The 15,864-nt window shown below is 47.6% G+C and carries 9 protein-coding genes; 4 read left to right on the forward strand and 5 right to left on the reverse strand.

The window, feature by feature from the left end; translation table 11 throughout:
- Positions 1–176 precede the first annotated feature (176 nt).
- Positions 177–1,487, forward strand: a complete 1,311-nt coding sequence (gene fadI, locus AWU56_RS02765) for an acetyl-CoA C-acyltransferase FadI (protein ID WP_286681710.1) — start codon at positions 177–179, stop codon at positions 1,485–1,487.
- Complete coding sequence (gene fadJ, locus AWU56_RS02770) at positions 1,487–3,613, forward strand: fatty acid oxidation complex subunit alpha FadJ (RefSeq protein WP_286681711.1); 2,127 nt, start codon at positions 1,487–1,489, stop codon at positions 3,611–3,613. Before fadI ends, fadJ begins: the two co-directional genes overlap by 1 nt.
- On the opposite strand, the gene AWU56_RS02775 is transcribed toward fadJ, so the two are convergent.
- The 5 genes from AWU56_RS02775 to nadK form a co-directional block, all read right to left on the reverse strand.
- The gene (locus tag AWU56_RS02775) at positions 3,604–6,969 is read right to left on the reverse strand and encodes an EAL domain-containing protein (RefSeq protein WP_286681712.1); all 3,366 of its coding nucleotides are present in this window, start codon (positions 6,967–6,969) and stop codon (positions 3,604–3,606) included. The genes fadJ and AWU56_RS02775 overlap by 10 nt on opposite strands.
- 147 nt (positions 6,970–7,116) lie before the next feature.
- Positions 7,117–9,837: an insulinase family protein gene (locus AWU56_RS02780; protein WP_286681713.1), complete on the reverse strand. Its 2,721-nt coding sequence runs from the start codon at positions 9,835–9,837 to the stop codon at positions 7,117–7,119.
- A gap of 14 nt (positions 9,838–9,851) precedes the next feature.
- On the reverse strand, positions 9,852–10,211 hold the full coding sequence (locus tag AWU56_RS02785) for an outer membrane protein assembly factor BamE (protein ID WP_006955148.1): 360 nt from the start codon (positions 10,209–10,211) through the stop codon (positions 9,852–9,854).
- A 78-nt stretch (positions 10,212–10,289) separates the two neighbouring features.
- A complete protein-coding gene (gene recN / locus AWU56_RS02790) occupies positions 10,290–11,954 on the reverse strand; it encodes a DNA repair protein RecN (protein WP_006955149.1) in 1,665 nt (554 codons plus the stop codon).
- Between the two features lie 116 nt (positions 11,955–12,070).
- On the reverse strand, positions 12,071–12,952 hold the full coding sequence (gene nadK / locus AWU56_RS02795) for an NAD(+) kinase (protein WP_006955150.1): 882 nt from the start codon (positions 12,950–12,952) through the stop codon (positions 12,071–12,073).
- Between the two features lie 144 nt (positions 12,953–13,096).
- On the opposite strand from nadK, the gene grpE reads away from it, so the two are divergent.
- Together grpE and dnaK are read left to right on the forward strand one after the other, a co-directional pair.
- Positions 13,097–13,771 carry a nucleotide exchange factor GrpE gene (gene grpE, locus AWU56_RS02800; RefSeq protein ID WP_006955151.1) on the forward strand — a complete coding sequence of 225 codons (675 nt, stop codon included), beginning with the start codon at positions 13,097–13,099 and terminating at the stop codon, positions 13,769–13,771.
- Between the two features lie 124 nt (positions 13,772–13,895).
- Positions 13,896–15,821 carry a molecular chaperone DnaK gene (dnaK, locus tag AWU56_RS02805; protein WP_006955152.1) on the forward strand — a complete coding sequence of 642 codons (1,926 nt, stop codon included), beginning with the start codon at positions 13,896–13,898 and terminating at the stop codon, positions 15,819–15,821.
- Positions 15,822–15,864: the final 43 nt, after the last annotated feature.

The raw sequence follows: 15,864 nt of genomic DNA on the forward strand, positions 1-15,864 counted from the left end.
TTGCGAATGATTTGTGCTCAGCTGTATTGTTATGCAGCCTAAGCATGCTATTTTCAATGGTGTTCTCTACTTTAACGAAAACCAAGGTTTTAATCTGTAGATTAAACAGCTAGAATTTGTAACATCTTGTGTGGTCAGACCAGTATTTGACGCTTAATTTTTAATGGAGAAAACATATGTCTGCAACTGAACGGTTGCTAACACCGAAAGGGGACCGCATTGCTTTTGTTGCGGGGCTTAGAACACCTTTCGCACGCCAGGCAACAGACTTTCATGGCATTCCCGCTGTCGATCTCGGCAAAATGGTCGTCCAAGAGCTTATCAATCGTACGGGAATTGACGGTAAATTGGTACAGCAATTGGTATTTGGACAGGTGGTACAGATGCCAGCTGCACCCAATATTGCCCGTGAGATCGTGCTCGGCACGGAGCTTCCCGTGTCAACAGATGCTTACAGTGTAACCCGAGCCTGCGCGACGAGTTTCCAGTCAGCGGTTAATATCGCCGAAGCCATGATGGCAGGGCATGTCGATATCGGTATTGCTGGCGGCGCTGATTCATCGTCGGTGTTACCGATTGGTGTGAGCCGAAAACTAGGCCGCGCATTGGTCGACTTGAATAAAGCAAAAAGCTTAGGCCAACGGATCGCAATTTTACGTCGTCTGGGTCTAAAGGACTTACTCCCTGTGCCACCTGCCGTGGCAGAGTATTCAACAGGTTTGAGTATGGGGCAAACTGCGGAGCAAATGGCAAAAAGCCATCATATCTCACGCGAAGACCAAGACCAATTAACGGTGAACTCTCACCGCCGCGCGCACGAAGCGTGGGAAGCAGGCTACCTTGATGATGAGGTCGTGACCGCTTATCCAGAGCCGTATAAAAAGCACATTGATAGAGATAACAACATTCGTGGTGATTCTTCTTTAGAGAAACTCGGTAAGCTCAAACCTGTATTTGACAAGAAACATGGCACCGTGACAGCGGCTAATTCAACACCGCTGACCGATGGTGCTTCGGCGGTATTAATGATGACGGAAAGCCGTGCCAAGGCGCTGGGTTATCCTATTTTAGGTTACCTGCGTAGCTACGCATTTGCTGCGCTCGAAGTCGAGCAGGATATGTTGATGGGTCCAAGCTATGCAACGCCTATTGCCCTCGATCGTGCGGGAATGACGCTCAACGATTTAACGCTAATTGACATGCATGAGGCGTTTGCGGCACAAACGCTGACCAACCTCAAAATGTTTGCAAGTAAGAAATTTGCGCAAGAAAAATTAGGACGTGATGCGGCAATTGGCGAGGTTGACCCGGAGAAATTTAATGTCTTGGGTGGCTCTATTGCTTACGGGCACCCCTTTGCAGCGACCGGTACACGGATGATTACACAGATGTTGTATGAATTACGTCGTCGTGGTGGCGGAACCGCGTTGACAACGGCCTGTGCCGCTGGCGGCTTGGGCGCCGCGATGATTTTGGAGAGCGAATAATGACAGACAATAACGCATTTCATCTAGATATTCGAGATGATGGTATTGCGGTAATTACCATCGATGTTCCCGGCGAACGCATGAATACCTTAAAAGATAGCTTTGCCGATGAGGTGGGTCGTTTGATGAACCGCCTTGAGGATAATAATGAGCTGAAAGGTGTTGTATTTATAAGCGGTAAACCCGACTCGTTTATCGCCGGTGCCGACATTAACATGATTAATGACTGTGAAACCGCAGCTGATACAGAGAGTTTGGCACGCAAAGGTCAGGCGATGTTTGATCGTATCGAACAGCTTAATGTGCCGGTTGTTGCCGCTATCCATGGCGCCTGCTTAGGTGGTGGGCTTGAGTTAGCCATGGCATGTCACGTGCGTGTGTGTACCGACAGTGATAAAACGGCACTGGGGTTACCAGAGGTGCAACTTGGCTTATTGCCCGGTTCTGGTGGAACACAGCGTTTACCGGCATTGGTCGGCGTGCAGCAAGGTCTCACTATGATCCTGACCGGTAAGCAGTTACGCGCTAAGCAAGCACTCAAGGCGGGCTTAGTCGATGAGATTGTACCGCAATCAATCTTGCTAGAAGCTGCTGTTAAACAGGCTAAAAAGGCAAAAGCTAAGCCTTCAAAGGCGAACCTAAAAGGCATGAGCAAGTTGCTTGAGGCAACCGCTTATGGTCGTGGCATCATTTATAAAAAGGCAGGTGAGCAGGCGCAGGCTAAAGCGAAGGGCAATTATCCCGCCATCGATAAGATCATTAAGGCGGTCAAAACAGGCGTCGAAAACGGTCGCGATGCGGGCCTTGACTATGAGGCGCGGGCTTTTGGTGAACTCGCTATGACCCCTGAGTCTTACCAGCTTAGACAGATTTTCTTTGCCACAACAGAAATGAAGAAAGAGACGGGTGCGGATGGTGTTAAGCCAGCTGATATTAAGCGTGTGGGCGTGTTAGGCGGCGGTTTGATGGGCGGTGGTATTGCCTTTGTGACTGCGGCGAAAGCCGGTATCCCAGCGCGTATCAAGGATATTAGTCCTGAGGGTATTACTCATGCACTGCATTACAGCTACGAGCGCTTGAATAAGAAAGTTAAACGCCGTCATATGCGTCGTGCGGAGTTAGAGAAAACCATGCTTTCGCTGAGCGGTTCGTTGGATTACTCCGGGTTTGACCGTGTTGATGTGGTGATTGAAGCCGTGTTCGAAGATCTCGATCTGAAGAAAAAAATGGTCGCTGATGTCGAGCAACATGGAAAGGACGGCGTTATTTTCGCGACCAATACCAGCTCGTTGCCGATCACACAGATCGCCGAGGGCGCTCAACACCCCGATCGTGTCATTGGTCTGCATTACTTTTCGCCGGTCGATAAAATGCCACTCGCGGAAATTATTACTCACGAAAATACGTCGAAGGAAACCATTGCCACTACGGTCGCGTTGGCTAAAAAGCAAGGCAAAACACCTATCGTTGTCAAAGACGGTGCCGGTTTCTTTGTTAACCGCATCTTAGCGCCTTACATGAACGAAGCGGCGCGTTTGTTGATCGCGGGCGAGCCGATTGAGCATATTGATAAGTCTTTGGTTAAATTTGGCTTTCCAGTCGGTCCAATTACGTTATTGGATGAGGTAGGAATCGATGTCGCCGCGAAAGTTGCGCCGATCCTTGTAAAAGAATTGGGTACACGCTTTGAGGCACCTGCGGCTTTCGACAAACTGATTGATGATGGTCGTAAGGGTAAGAAAAACAAAAAAGGCTTCTATCAATATGGCAAAGGTGTGAAAGGCAAGCCGGTTGATAAATCAGTGTATAGTCTACTGAATATTGAACCACAAGCTAAGCATGAAGGTGATGAAATTGCTGAGCTATGTGTGTTGCCAATGCTTAACGAAGCGGCTTACTGCTTGCAAGAGGGCATTATTCGCAGTGCACGTGACGGTGACATTGGTTCGGTATTCGGTATTGGTTTCCCGCCATTCCGTGGTGGCCCGTTCCGGTATATGGATGCCGAGGGCATTGGCAGTATTGTGAAGCGTATGGAGCGTTTAGCAGAGCAACGCGGTGATCGTTATCAACCCGCGCCGCTGCTGAAGCAAATGGCTGAGCAGGGTAAGCGCTTTTATGAGTAAGCAAGCTGCTGTTTAGTAATGAATTCGATGAGCGCTTCGGCGCTCATCGGTTTTGCGAAGTAGAATCCTTGTATATATTCACATTGTAATTGTTCTAAAATATCCAATTGAGCTTTTTCTTCAACGCCTTCAGCAACCACCTTTAAACCTAAGTTATGCGCCATGCCAATAATGGATTCGACCATCTTACGGTCGCGTTCATCAAAGGTAATATCATCGACAAACTCTTTGTCGATTTTAAGAGTATGCATAGGGAAACGCTTGAGATAAGCGAGTGAAGAATAGCCCGTGCCAAAATCATCAAGTGCAAGTTGTACGCCCATATCTGCAAGGTTTTCCAGCATCGCAATCGCGCGCTCGGGATCGCTCATCACCATGCCTTCCGTAATCTCAAACTCGATATGGCGGGGATGCATTTCCTCTTCTTGTAACACTTGTTCGATAAACAACGCTAAGCTCGATTGAGTGAATTGCCTTGCCGACAGATTAATTGCAACACTGCGAGGCGCACCTTGTAACGTCAGTAGCTGGCGCATGTCTCGACAAGCGGTGCGTAATACTTGTTCACTAAGCGGAATAATCAGACCTGTTTCTTCGCACAGTGGAATAAACTGCGCGGGGCTGATGAACTGACCATATTCGTCGCGAATGCGGGCGAGTGCTTCAATCCCGGAAATATGTCCTGTCGCAATTTCCATTTTCGGTTGATAGTACACCTCGACTTGATGGGTGCGAATCGCGTGACGCACTTGACTCTCCAACACGAGACGCTGGATGGCATTTTCGTTCATCGACGCGTTAAAGAACTGATAGCAATTGCCGCCTCTTTGTTTAGCATGATACATCGCCGTATCTGCTTTTTGTAGAAGCTCTTGTGAGGTATGTGCATCGTGAGGATAAAGCACGATGCCAATTGAGCTACCTAGGGCGATCTCATGTCCTTTGATACGATAGGCTTTTGCTATTTCAGTATTCACCTGTTGGGCGATGGTGCTGATGACGTTAATATCTGTGTTATCTTCGATGAGAATGCCAAACTCGTCCCCGCCTAGGCGATAAAGCGTGTCTTGCCGGCGACCTAATTCAGCGAGTCGGTCGGCGACTCGGCATAAAAGTTCGTCGCCCACTTCATGACCAAGAGAATCATTGATACGCTTAAAGTCGTCTAAATCGAACAACAACAGTGCATGCGCGACTCGTTTGCGAACCAGATTTGAATGACTTACCTGAAAGTATGAGCGATTTGGCAAACCGGTGAGGCTGTCGGTATTTGATAACCGGCGTAATTCATTCTCCGTATTACGACGTTCAGTAATATCAGAAAAGCTTGCGACAATTAATTTGATCTCGCCACTGTCATTGCGAACGGCATCTAACGTGAGCTCGAGGAGTAACTCGGCGCCATCCGCATTGAAGTCGGTGACTTCGCCGGACCAACTTCCTTCCCGAAGCACTGTGTGTTTGATTTGATCCGTAAAATCTCTATCGTAATGTGGCAGTGCGAACGCCTGACCAATGACTTGTTCTCGCTGATAACCGGTAATTCGTTCGTATGCCGTGTTGATTTCACGTTTTCTAAAGAACCGATCGAAGATACAGATGCCATCTGAAATATTTGTTAGCGAGGTTGCGAGCATATCAATGCGCTCGTCACTATTGATAATATCGGAAATATCGCTCAGCGTACCCTGTACTTTGATTGGCTTTCCTGACGTTTCGGCTGACACGAGTTCGCCACGCTCAAGTACCCACAGCCATTGTTGGCCGTTCTTAATTCGATAAGTGCATTGATAATGAGATATATGACCCGATTTTACCTGCTCCAATGCCGCAGTTAGCTCACCTATGTCGTCTGGGTGAACGTTACTTTGGTCCGATTGGCCGAGTCCAAATCTTACACCATCAAGAGGAAAATGTGGGCAGTGTGACCATATGTGCACACGCTCAACTTCACTATTGACGAGGTTCCAATGCCAAACTTGTTGTTGGGTGCCATTAAGTAACTGATGCAACGACGTATGTGCTTCGGTGAGCTTATGGTAAGCACGGGCTTTTCGTTTAAGTAAAAGGAAAATGAATAAAATGGCAAGCGCAAGAAGCACGATTATCACCGATAGGTAGTGCATCGCTGTGAAGCCGTTCGCTTTGACTGTAAAGGACTGACTTGCGCTTACCCAGCTATCTTGCTCAGGTAGGTATGCTCTGACATCAAGCGTGTACTGTCCGTCCTCTAAATTTTTTAGGCTGAGTGTTTGTAAGGGCTGAAATGTTTTTTGCCAAGTTGTTTGTAGAGGTTCAATTCGGTATTCAAACATCTGCGGCTGTTCCAGATCGAATGACGCGATCGCGTAGTCGATATTGACCTGACCGGATGGCGCCGCTTCGGCACTGACCCAGAGTGCATTGTCCGAGGTGGGGGGAGCGTGTAAAACCTCAATGTATCCTTTTGTATTGAGTAGGATCTCAAACTGGCCGCTTACGTAATGCTTCGACCATGGGCCTTTGATATGTTTGGTGCGAGCCGTTTGGGTCGCGCTGAATTGACCGCTGGGTGTTAATGAGAGTTCATATAACTTTGCTTGGGTGAGCAGTTTTAACTCCCCACTTGGCATTACATTTAATTGTAACGGCAGGTCGGCGATACCAAGGTTGGTTAGCGGCGTCTCATCAATGAGCCGATAGCGTTGGTCAAGTCGAACCAGTTTATCCGTGTAAAGCAGATAGAGAACATGATCAGTTTCGGCAATATCAACGAGCTGACCGAGGGGTAGCTTTTCGGTCACTGGGTTGTCGATAGTTAATTTAAATAAGTTACTCCCCAATCCATCCCAAACATAGACTTGTTGGCCGTCACCTAACCAAGTCCAATCGCCAACCGGCTTAACGAAATGAAGATTACGTATTGGCTCGTCGTCATATTGTAATGGTTGTGGGAGTAATTCGCCTTGATGCTCCACGAGTAGCGTGTGTTTATTGACCGCCAAAAGAGGTGTTGATTGAGGCATCACAATCTGGTGAATACGCGCATCAAGTAAGTGTTCACTGCTCAAACGCATTGAAGCTTCCAAAGCGCTAGATGCAAACGGTAGCTGATAAATACCCTTATCACTGCCAATCAATAGAGCGTCATTTTGTCTACGAGTAAGACAGTGCAATTGCGGTAAATCTTGTGGTTGTAGCACATTGCTAAATTGAACTTCGCGAAGGGTAGAACCATCAAACCGATAGAGCGCTTGAGATGTCGCAAGCCAAATAAATCCGCGTGGTCCTGTTTCTACATCAATAATGGGCGCGCTGATTTGCTGAGTCACATGAGGGTTATCATGAGCTTGACAGGTTGGATTAAACAGAGCCAAGCTAAACACGAGGCAAACTAAAGTGATGGTTAAAGCACGCAACTGAAGGACCCGATTGTTGGCTGCTACACAGCTCTTATTATTTGTTAACTCAGTGTTACAAGCTAACTTAAAGCGATTTGACTGTCAAAGCTATTATAATATCTCCTAATGGCATGACAACAGTACAATTTTACGAGGTTGTTTAATAACTAAACGCTTCACCTCACTTATCCAGTCGGACAGTTGTAGTCGCTCCAGAGCGGCGCTCATTTCAACGTTACGATCAAAATCAGTTTCGGCCATTTGAATCGCTCCCCAAAAGCGTTGGCTACGGGCGCGCAAACTGCGATCGTTTATCGTTAATTGCTCAGATAGGGTTTGTTTAGCGTGCTTCCAGCGCTGTAATGTCAGCACGTCGTCGAGCTGTTCAATTTTATCGTGCAATACGGTGTGAATGTGTTCCTGTAAAGCGGACGTGTTATGCGTCGGTGATTGCACAAACACCATGAAGCCCGGTAGGCGTCGAACAGGGAAATACTGGCTCCCAACGACATAACCCAGTTGCCGCTGGGTTCTGAGTTCGTCGAATAAACTCGCATTAAGCAACTGTTGCGCTAACATCCACGTAATTTGCTGTTCAGCACTGTCGTTATCGCCCTGAAAGTATACCAACACGGCATTGTCGCCAGTCGCTTGCTCTACGGTTCGGTGAATGTGGGTGTGAGGTTCAAGACGCTTAGGTTGTAATTGAGGAGGAGAAGCCGTTAACCGTCCTGAGGCACTGTCACGTATCAGTTGATGTAATTCAAAAGCGGTTTTAGCTTGCCAATCGCCATGTATTAAAGCCGACACCCCCATGGAGTTAAAAAGCTCGCTACTTAGTTGCGAAAAGCCTTTATAGTCTAATGAGTTCAAGCCTTCGGCCATATCGGAGAGCGAGAACAGGCACGGCTGTAGTGTCAAATTAAGCTCAGCAAACAGTCGATTGAGCGGCTGATTGTTGTGGGCGGACTGCCAGTTATGCTTAAGTTGCTGAGCGACAGAATTGAATCGACCCCGCTTAAATTTTACTTTCCAAGCCTGCTTCATTAACTGTTGTAGTAGTGGCAATTGACCCGCTGATAACCCCATTGTATGAATCGTCATACCGGACTGGGTCGGGTAAATATTAAAGTGTAAGCCAGCGACCTCAGCGTCATAAAGTGCTTCATTCAGCGAATCGATTAATAGTTCCGACCAAAGACGTGCCGCAGCGAAGTGAGTCGCCGACTGATTGACCGCTGGCGATTCGAGATTTAAATAGATATGCCCTTTGGGCACTCTAAAATCGGGGTCTTGTAAATGCCAGATGGTGACATTGTCGCTTTTTATCAACGCTACGGGCTCTCTGAGCTCGCGCTCTAGCGGGTAAGGTTCAACATGAGAAGTGATATAAGGGTTTTGCGCTGGTAGTTGATAATTAAAAGTGCCCGCTGGGCTATTAAGAGTGTTTAATTCCTCTTTTGTCAATGCACGGATACTAAAGGGTGTGTGATATAACTCTGTTTGTTGATCGGTCTCTACATCGCCATGGATCAGCGTGATACGGGCACGTTCGGGCGCCATTAAAGACAGTGTTTGTTTAGCTCGAGCAACCGACAGTCCATCCATGCGGTAGTCTCCGTAAACGACATCGTGGATGGGGTAGTGGTGTGCATTAACAGACAGCTGAGGAGCCAGTTCACCGGCGGGCGGTGTCTCTTGAAAGTGAAATGAAAGTTCGGAAGTGAGCCGTTTCTCCTCGTAGCGCCAAGCCTCGAGTCCAGAACTTGCAATCAACTGAATATAGTTGAACACCGCCTGCGCTACTTGTAGGGCGTGAACAACACCTGCCTCAGTAAGCTGAATATTTAAGTTGAAATCCTTGTAGCCGCTGCCGCTCATACCGCCGCCCGCCGAGAGGCTATTAACCCATCCACGCGCCCGGAGCGTTGCATAGAGGCTATGAGGGCCTTCATAGCCAAGAATGTGAGCAATAAAGCTCGTTGTTTTATTTTTATAGTCGTCATCAATGCCAGGGAGGGGCAACGTGATGATCAGACGACGAGCCGGATTCACGGGCTTAACTTGAATGAATACGCCTAACTGGGAGGGTAAGTACAGTGGCAGCGCCTCGAGCGACTTAGGATCATTTTCTTGACCGCTGCTGATGTCCGAAAAGTAGTGTTGCGCCATCTCGGCGAGTTCATCAACCGGTTGCGCGCCAACGATGGTAAGCCGCATGTTGTTGGCATTGAAAAAAGCACGAAAGAACTCACTTAACTGGTCTTTTAACGAGTGGCTATCGCTTTCTGCCAGCGTATCCATGTTACCTACCGAAAACTTACTAAAGGGATGCTCGGGGTTACATGTTGTCTTGTGTACTTGATATAAACGCCGAAGTTCATCTTTCTCTTTTAAGCGGAATTCAGAGTCGATTGATTGACGTTCTTTATTGATTAAGGACTCGTCAAATAACGGCGCCATGAACATCGCGGAGAAATAATCTAATGCTCGCGAGAGTGCTCGGGTTTGACAGTCAAAGAAAAAATTACAGAATTCAGAGCCTGTCCAAGCGTTTTGTTGTCCACCGTAGGCACTCAAAAACTCGGAGAACTCGTTAGCATCCGGAAAGCGTTCGTTCCCTAAAAACAGCATGTGTTCTAGGAAGTGGGCGAGACCTTGGGTTTCAAGCGGGTCATTGAAATGACCCGCGCGCACAGCCAGCGATGCCGATGCCTTTTTACTGTGTGGGATCTGAACGCACACCACTGACAGTCCATTGGGCAGTTTTAGTGTACGGAAAGACCGCGGATCTTTTGGGCTCTTTATAACTTCACCGAGCTCTTCTATGAGCGGTTGCGTCATAGGAACTTATCCCATTAAGGTTCGAGCGGGGTATCGAAGTTTTCTGGTTTATCAAAATCACCCGACAAACGGGCGAGTTGACCGTCTTCAAAATCGAGTATCAATTCCTTATGGAAAGGTTCACCCTCATTTGGATTCATGTCATAAACATAGACCCAACGCTCGCTGTTAAAGCTGTTTTCAGCGACCGGACGCCCTAATACGTAAGCAACTTGTTCCTGTGACATACCTACGCGTAATTTGTCGACATCGCGTTGTTCAAGGTAATTACCTTGAGGAATATCAATTCGATATACCCAATCGTTTAACACTGAGCAACCTGAGAGACCTGCGACGACCGCAACAGCGGCCAAAGTTTTTCCGATTTGTTTCATTAACTACTCTTACCGTTAAATGTTGTCACCGATGATAAACAAACAAAACCGAGTTAGCTAGCATTGGCGCAGGAAAACTTAATGAATAAGTAACTCCCGGGCGTTGTCTTTAGTTTTTTCGGTAATGCTATCGCCACCCAATAAGCGAGCGAGCTCATCAATTCGCTGTTCTTCGTTAAGCTGCCAAACTTGCGTTTCTGTTTGTGCGCCATCGGTTTGTTTGAGTACCTGCATTTGATGATGTCCCTTAGCAGCCACTTGCGGTAAGTGAGTGACACAGATAATTTGGCACTGCTCGCCTAGACTCCGTAACATTGAACCCACAACCGCTGCGGTGGGTCCACTCACTCCGACATCGACCTCGTCAAACATCATGGTCGGTACCGTATTTTGATTGGCACACATGACCTGTATGGCAAGACTGATGCGTGATAGTTCCCCGCCCGATGCAACTTTACTAAGCGCTTGTAGCGGCTGCCCAGGGTTGGTGGTCACGGTAAAGCAGATTTCGTCGGTGCCCCAGAGCGTTGCTGTGGCTTTGTCATCATGATCAACTTGGATGACAAATTCACCATGGGGCATGTTTAACTTATGCATGGCGCGGGAAATTTCGGCACTCAGTTTGTCCGCTGCTTTTTTTCGGCTTGTCGATAGCTTAAGCGCCGCTTGTCGATAAACGGTACGTAATGCTTGACGTTGCTCAGCGAGTTGTTCGTTATCTTCCTCAGCGCGTTCGAGTTCATCCAATTGTTGTTGCAATTGCTGATGATGTTGATAAAGGTCGAGTGGCGCGACATGATGTTTTTTAGCGAGCGCAATCGCTTGGCTCATCCGTTGTTCAGTAACTTCGAGTTGCTCAGGATCAATATCTAATTGGTCTTGATAATTACGCAGTTCTAATGCTGTTTCTTCGATATGAACTTTAGCTTGTTCAAGCAGTGCTAAAATAGGCTGGATTTGCTCATCGAGCTCGGCGGATTCTTCCAATCGGCCGTGGGCGGCTTGAATGAGTCCCGATACATTATTGTGCTCGCCGTCATAAAGCGCATTTAGAGCAAAGGCACTGTTTTCCGTTAAGGCGCGAACATGAGTCAACCGTTTGTGGTCACTCTCAAGTTGCTCAAATTCGCCCTCTCCGATATTAAATTCATTGAGCTCTTTAACCTGATAACTTATTAGTTGTTTCTGTGCTGCTAATTCTTCTTTGCGCTGCTGATGTTGGCGAAAACGCTTTTCGGTAGCCGCCCAGTTACGGTAGCTTTCTTGTACTTCTGTAATAAGTTCAGCATGCTGAGCGAACTGATCAAGTAATTCGCGCTGGTGCTCTTCTTTTACCAACAGCTGGTGTTCATGCTGACCATGAATATTGACCAATGTTGGCGCTAATGTGCGTTGCTGTGTGAGCGTCACCGGCGCGCCGTTAACCCAAGCCCGTGAACGACCATCTTTACTAATAGTACGGCGCAATACACACTCGAGGTCATCATCAAACTCGTTGTCGACGAGCCAGCGGTGAGCGGGACTGTCGTGAGTGATAGTGAAGCGCGCACTGATGTCCGTTTTGTCGCAGCCCGGTCTCACCCAGTTGGCATCGGCACGTCCACCCAGGCATAGCCCGAGCGCATCCAGTGCGATAGATTTACCTGCACCGGTCTCACCGGTAATGGCGGTCATCCCGTTTTTAAACTCGATATCTAACTGCTTGACGATTGCAAAATTGCGAATGTGTAACTCAGTCAACATGGCTGGGCTCCTCACAATAAAAAGAACAGTAATACTGTTTACCTATACAGTATATACAGTAGTTATACAGTATTATTGTTCAATTGCAATGCAAAGAGTGACTTTTTTTTAGTCAGTTAGAAAAGACGGCTGCCCCAACCCAACTTGTTACGTAATACATGGTAGTAGCTGTGTGTTGTCGGATGCACCATCGTCAAGGTATGCGGGTGTTTTTCGATAATGACCTCATCACCTGGCATGACATCAAGACGCCCATGACCATCGCAACTGATTTGTAAATGATCGTTGTCCTTGGCTGCACGCAGTCGCACTCGGGAGTTTGCGTCGAGCACAATCGGACGACTACTCAGTGTATGCGGAAACATGGGGACCAAGGTAATAGCATTTAGGTTTGGGTGCAGAATAGGACCACCGCCGGACAGAGAGTAAGCCGTCGAGCCGGTGGGTGTCGCGATGATGACGCCATCGGAACGTTGCGAAAAGACAAATTGATCATCGACATAAAGTTCAAACTCGATCATGTGAGCGACTTTGTCTGAATGAAGAACAATTTCGTTCACCGCCACACCTTGTTGTTTAATTGACTCGCCTTTAACCGAGGCCGAGAGCAAGAAGCGTTCTTCTCTCACATAGTCACCCGCTAGCACATCCATCAGCGCGCTCACTGCGTCCTCTGGCGCTAAATCGGTCAAGAAGCCAAGGTTACCTCGATTCACTCCAATAACCGCCACATCGTGATCACACAATGCGCGGGCAGCACCGAGCATATTGCCATCACCGCCGACGACTACCGCAATGTCGGCCCATTGTCCTAACTTCTCAAGTGAGCCCGTGTCGATGCAACTGCTTGGTTGCACCTGGGTGGCACAGCGTTCTTCCAAACAGACCTCATACTGACTTTCGCACAAGGCACTAATAAGTGCCTCAAGTGTGTGACGAGTGCCAGTATCATTAATTTTTCCTAAAAGCGCGACGCGCTTAAATGCGGGTTGTTTCATAGGGCTTACCGCTATCCTCTAGTCGTGAGTTAACGCTACGTGTTGCGTTAATTTTTATCAAGCGAAATAAAGGTCTTGAATCTTAATCGGACTATCCCCACATAACAACGCATACGTTCATTCGACATTTAAAGAGTATGGGTTATGAGTGATAAGCAACCAAATCAAACAACTGAGAACTTTGAGCAGCAAGCACAAGAAGCCGCTCAACAAGAGGCCGCAAAAGAGGCGGCTGAGCAGGCGGCTGAACAGGCGCTTGGTAGCGACGAACAACCAGAGACCCAGCAGCAAACAGCTGCGGCGGCAGACAATCAAGCGGACCGTATTGCGGAGCTTGAGCTCGCGTTAACTAAGGCCGAAGCCAAAGTGAACGAGCAAAAGGAGTCGGTATTGCGTAGTCAGGCGGAAATGGAAAACGTACGTCGTCGCGCGAGTCAAGATGTTGAGAAGGCGCATAAATTTGCGTTAGAGAAGTTCGCCAACGAGCTACTCACGAGTGTTGATAACCTTGAGCGCGCGATGCAAGCGGCTGATACCGAAAACCCAGAGTTAAAAAGCTTTTTAGAAGGTATTGAGCTGACGTATAAAAGTCTGACATCAACGCTGGATAAATTTGGCGTAAAAGCGGTCGGCGAAGAGGGCGAGGTCTTTAATCCAGACCTGCACCAAGCGATGTCGATGCAAGAATCGGCGGAGCATAAAAACAACACGATTATCGCCGTTATGCAGAAAGGGTATGAGCTCAACGGACGTTTACTGCGCCCAGCCATGGTGATGGTGGCACGTAATAGTAACGGCGGCGTGGATACAAAAGCATAATTTGTAAGAGAAATTATGTTTTAGGGCTTGTAATTTTAGATACAGCCCCCAAATAACAGTTATCGAAATCATTAACGCTCAAACCAGAGCGGTTTGAACAGAATAGAAGTAGTGGAGATTAATTATGGGTAAAATCATCGGCATTGACTTGGGTACAACAAACTCATGTGTCGCGGTTTTAGACGGCGGCAAACCTCGTGTTATTGAAAACGGTGAAGGGGATCGTACAACCCCATCTGTCGTCGCATTTACCGACGATGGCGAAACGTTGGTAGGCGCACCGGCGAAACGCCAAGCAGTCACCAACCCGAATAAAACCTTGTTTGCTATCAAGCGCCTGATCGGTCGTCGTTTCCAAGATGATGAAGTTCAGCGCGACATTGGCATAATGCCTTATAACATTGTCAAAGCAGACAATGGTGATGCTTGGGTAGAAATCGATGGCGATAAAAAAGCGCCACCGCAAATTTCTGCTGAAGTATTGAAGAAAATGAAGAAAACCGCAGAAGAGTTTTTAGGTGAGAAAGTCACCGAAGCGGTTATCACTGTACCTGCATACTTTAACGACGCTCAGCGTCAGGCAACAAAAGACGCTGGCAAAATCGCGGGCTTAGAAGTTAAGCGTATCATCAACGAGCCAACCGCAGCTGCACTGGCTTACGGCATGGATAAGAAGTCCGGCGACAACGTTATCGCTGTTTATGACTTAGGTGGTGGTACGTTCGATATCTCGATCATCGAAATCGACGAAGTCGAAGGCGAGCATACCTTTGAAGTACTGGCGACAAACGGTGACACGCACTTAGGTGGTGAAGACTTTGATAACCGTTTGATTAACTACTTGGTTGAGCAGTTCGAGAAAGATCAAGGCATCGATTTACGTAAAGATCCTTTGGCGATGCAACGTCTGAAAGAAGCCGCCGAAAAAGCGAAAATCGAGCTGTCTTCTGCGCAACAAACGGAAGTCAACTTGCCATATATCACGGCTGATAACACCGGCCCTAAGCACTTAGCGATTAAAGTAACACGCGCTAAATTAGAATCGTTGGTTGAAGACTTGATTAAGAAGTCGCTTGAGCCATTGAAGCAAGCACTGGCTGATGCTGATATGTCAGTGAGCGATGTTAAAGACATCATCATGGTCGGTGGTCAAACACGTATGCCTAAAGTTCAACAGGCCGTGACTGACTTCTTTGGCAAAGAGCCACGCCGTGACGTCAACCCAGATGAAGCCGTAGCACTAGGTGCAGCTGTTCAAGCCGGTGTTTTACAAGGCGATGTGAAAGACGTATTGCTGCTTGACGTTTGTCCGCTGTCATTAGGTATCGAAACCATGGGCGGCGTAATGACCAAGTTGATCGAGAAAAACACCACGATTCCAACAAAAGAATCGCAAACATTCTCGACCGCAGAAGACAACCAGTCAGCTGTAACGATTCATGTATTGCAGGGTGAACGTAAACGCTCAAGCGATAACAAATCGCTAGGTCAGTTTAACCTCGAAGGTATTCGTGCAGCGGCGCGCGGTGTACCGCAAATCGAAGTGACCTTTGACATTGACGCTGACGGTATCTTACATGTGTCGGCGAAAGATAAAGACACCGGTAAAGAGCAGAAGATCACCATCAAAGCTTCATCAGGTCTTGATGAGGATGAAGTCGAAAAAATGGTTAAAGACGCGGAAGCACACGCTGAAGATGACAAAAAGTTTGAAGAGTTAGTGCAAGCGCGTAACCAAGCCGACGGCTTAGTGCACGCAACGCGTAATCAGTTGAAAGAAGTCGGCGAAGCCTTGTCAGAAGATGATAAGAAAGCCATCGAAACAGCCTGCGACGAACTTGAGCAAGCTTCTAAAGACGGCGATAAAGACGCTATCGAAGCGAAGTCTCAAGCGTTGATGGAAGCTTCACAAAAACTGATGGAAGCTGCTCAGCAACAGCAAGCACAACAAGGTGGTGCAGAAGCCGGTGCAGAGCAAGCACAATCATCTAAAGATGATGACGTTGTTGACGCTGAATTTGAGGAAGTGAAAGACGACGATAAGAAGTAAGCTTAATTAGGCAACTTCGATATCAACACGGGTGTTGCCGAAA

Source organism: Idiomarina sp. T82-3, assembly GCF_001577655.1.
Lineage (GTDB): Bacteria > Pseudomonadota > Gammaproteobacteria > Enterobacterales > Alteromonadaceae > Idiomarina > Idiomarina baltica.

Bases quoted from the DNA above. Each gene is read 5' to 3' on its own strand.
- fadI (WP_286681710.1), top strand. From the start codon at position 177: ATGTCTGCAACTGAACGGTTGCTAACACCGAAAGGGGACCGCATTGCT.
- fadJ (WP_286681711.1), top strand. From the start codon at position 1,487: ATGACAGACAATAACGCATTTCATCTAGATATTCGAGATGATGGTATT.
- AWU56_RS02780 (WP_286681713.1), bottom strand. From the start codon at position 9,837: ATGACGCAACCGCTCATAGAAGAGCTCGGTGAAGTTATAAAGAGCCCA.
- AWU56_RS02785 (WP_006955148.1), bottom strand. From the start codon at position 10,211: ATGAAACAAATCGGAAAAACTTTGGCCGCTGTTGCGGTCGTCGCAGGT.
- recN (WP_006955149.1), bottom strand. From the start codon at position 11,954: ATGTTGACTGAGTTACACATTCGCAATTTTGCAATCGTCAAGCAGTTA.
- nadK (WP_006955150.1), bottom strand. From the start codon at position 12,952: ATGAAACAACCCGCATTTAAGCGCGTCGCGCTTTTAGGAAAAATTAAT.
- grpE (WP_006955151.1), top strand. From the start codon at position 13,097: ATGAGTGATAAGCAACCAAATCAAACAACTGAGAACTTTGAGCAGCAA.
- dnaK (WP_006955152.1), top strand. From the start codon at position 13,896: ATGGGTAAAATCATCGGCATTGACTTGGGTACAACAAACTCATGTGTC.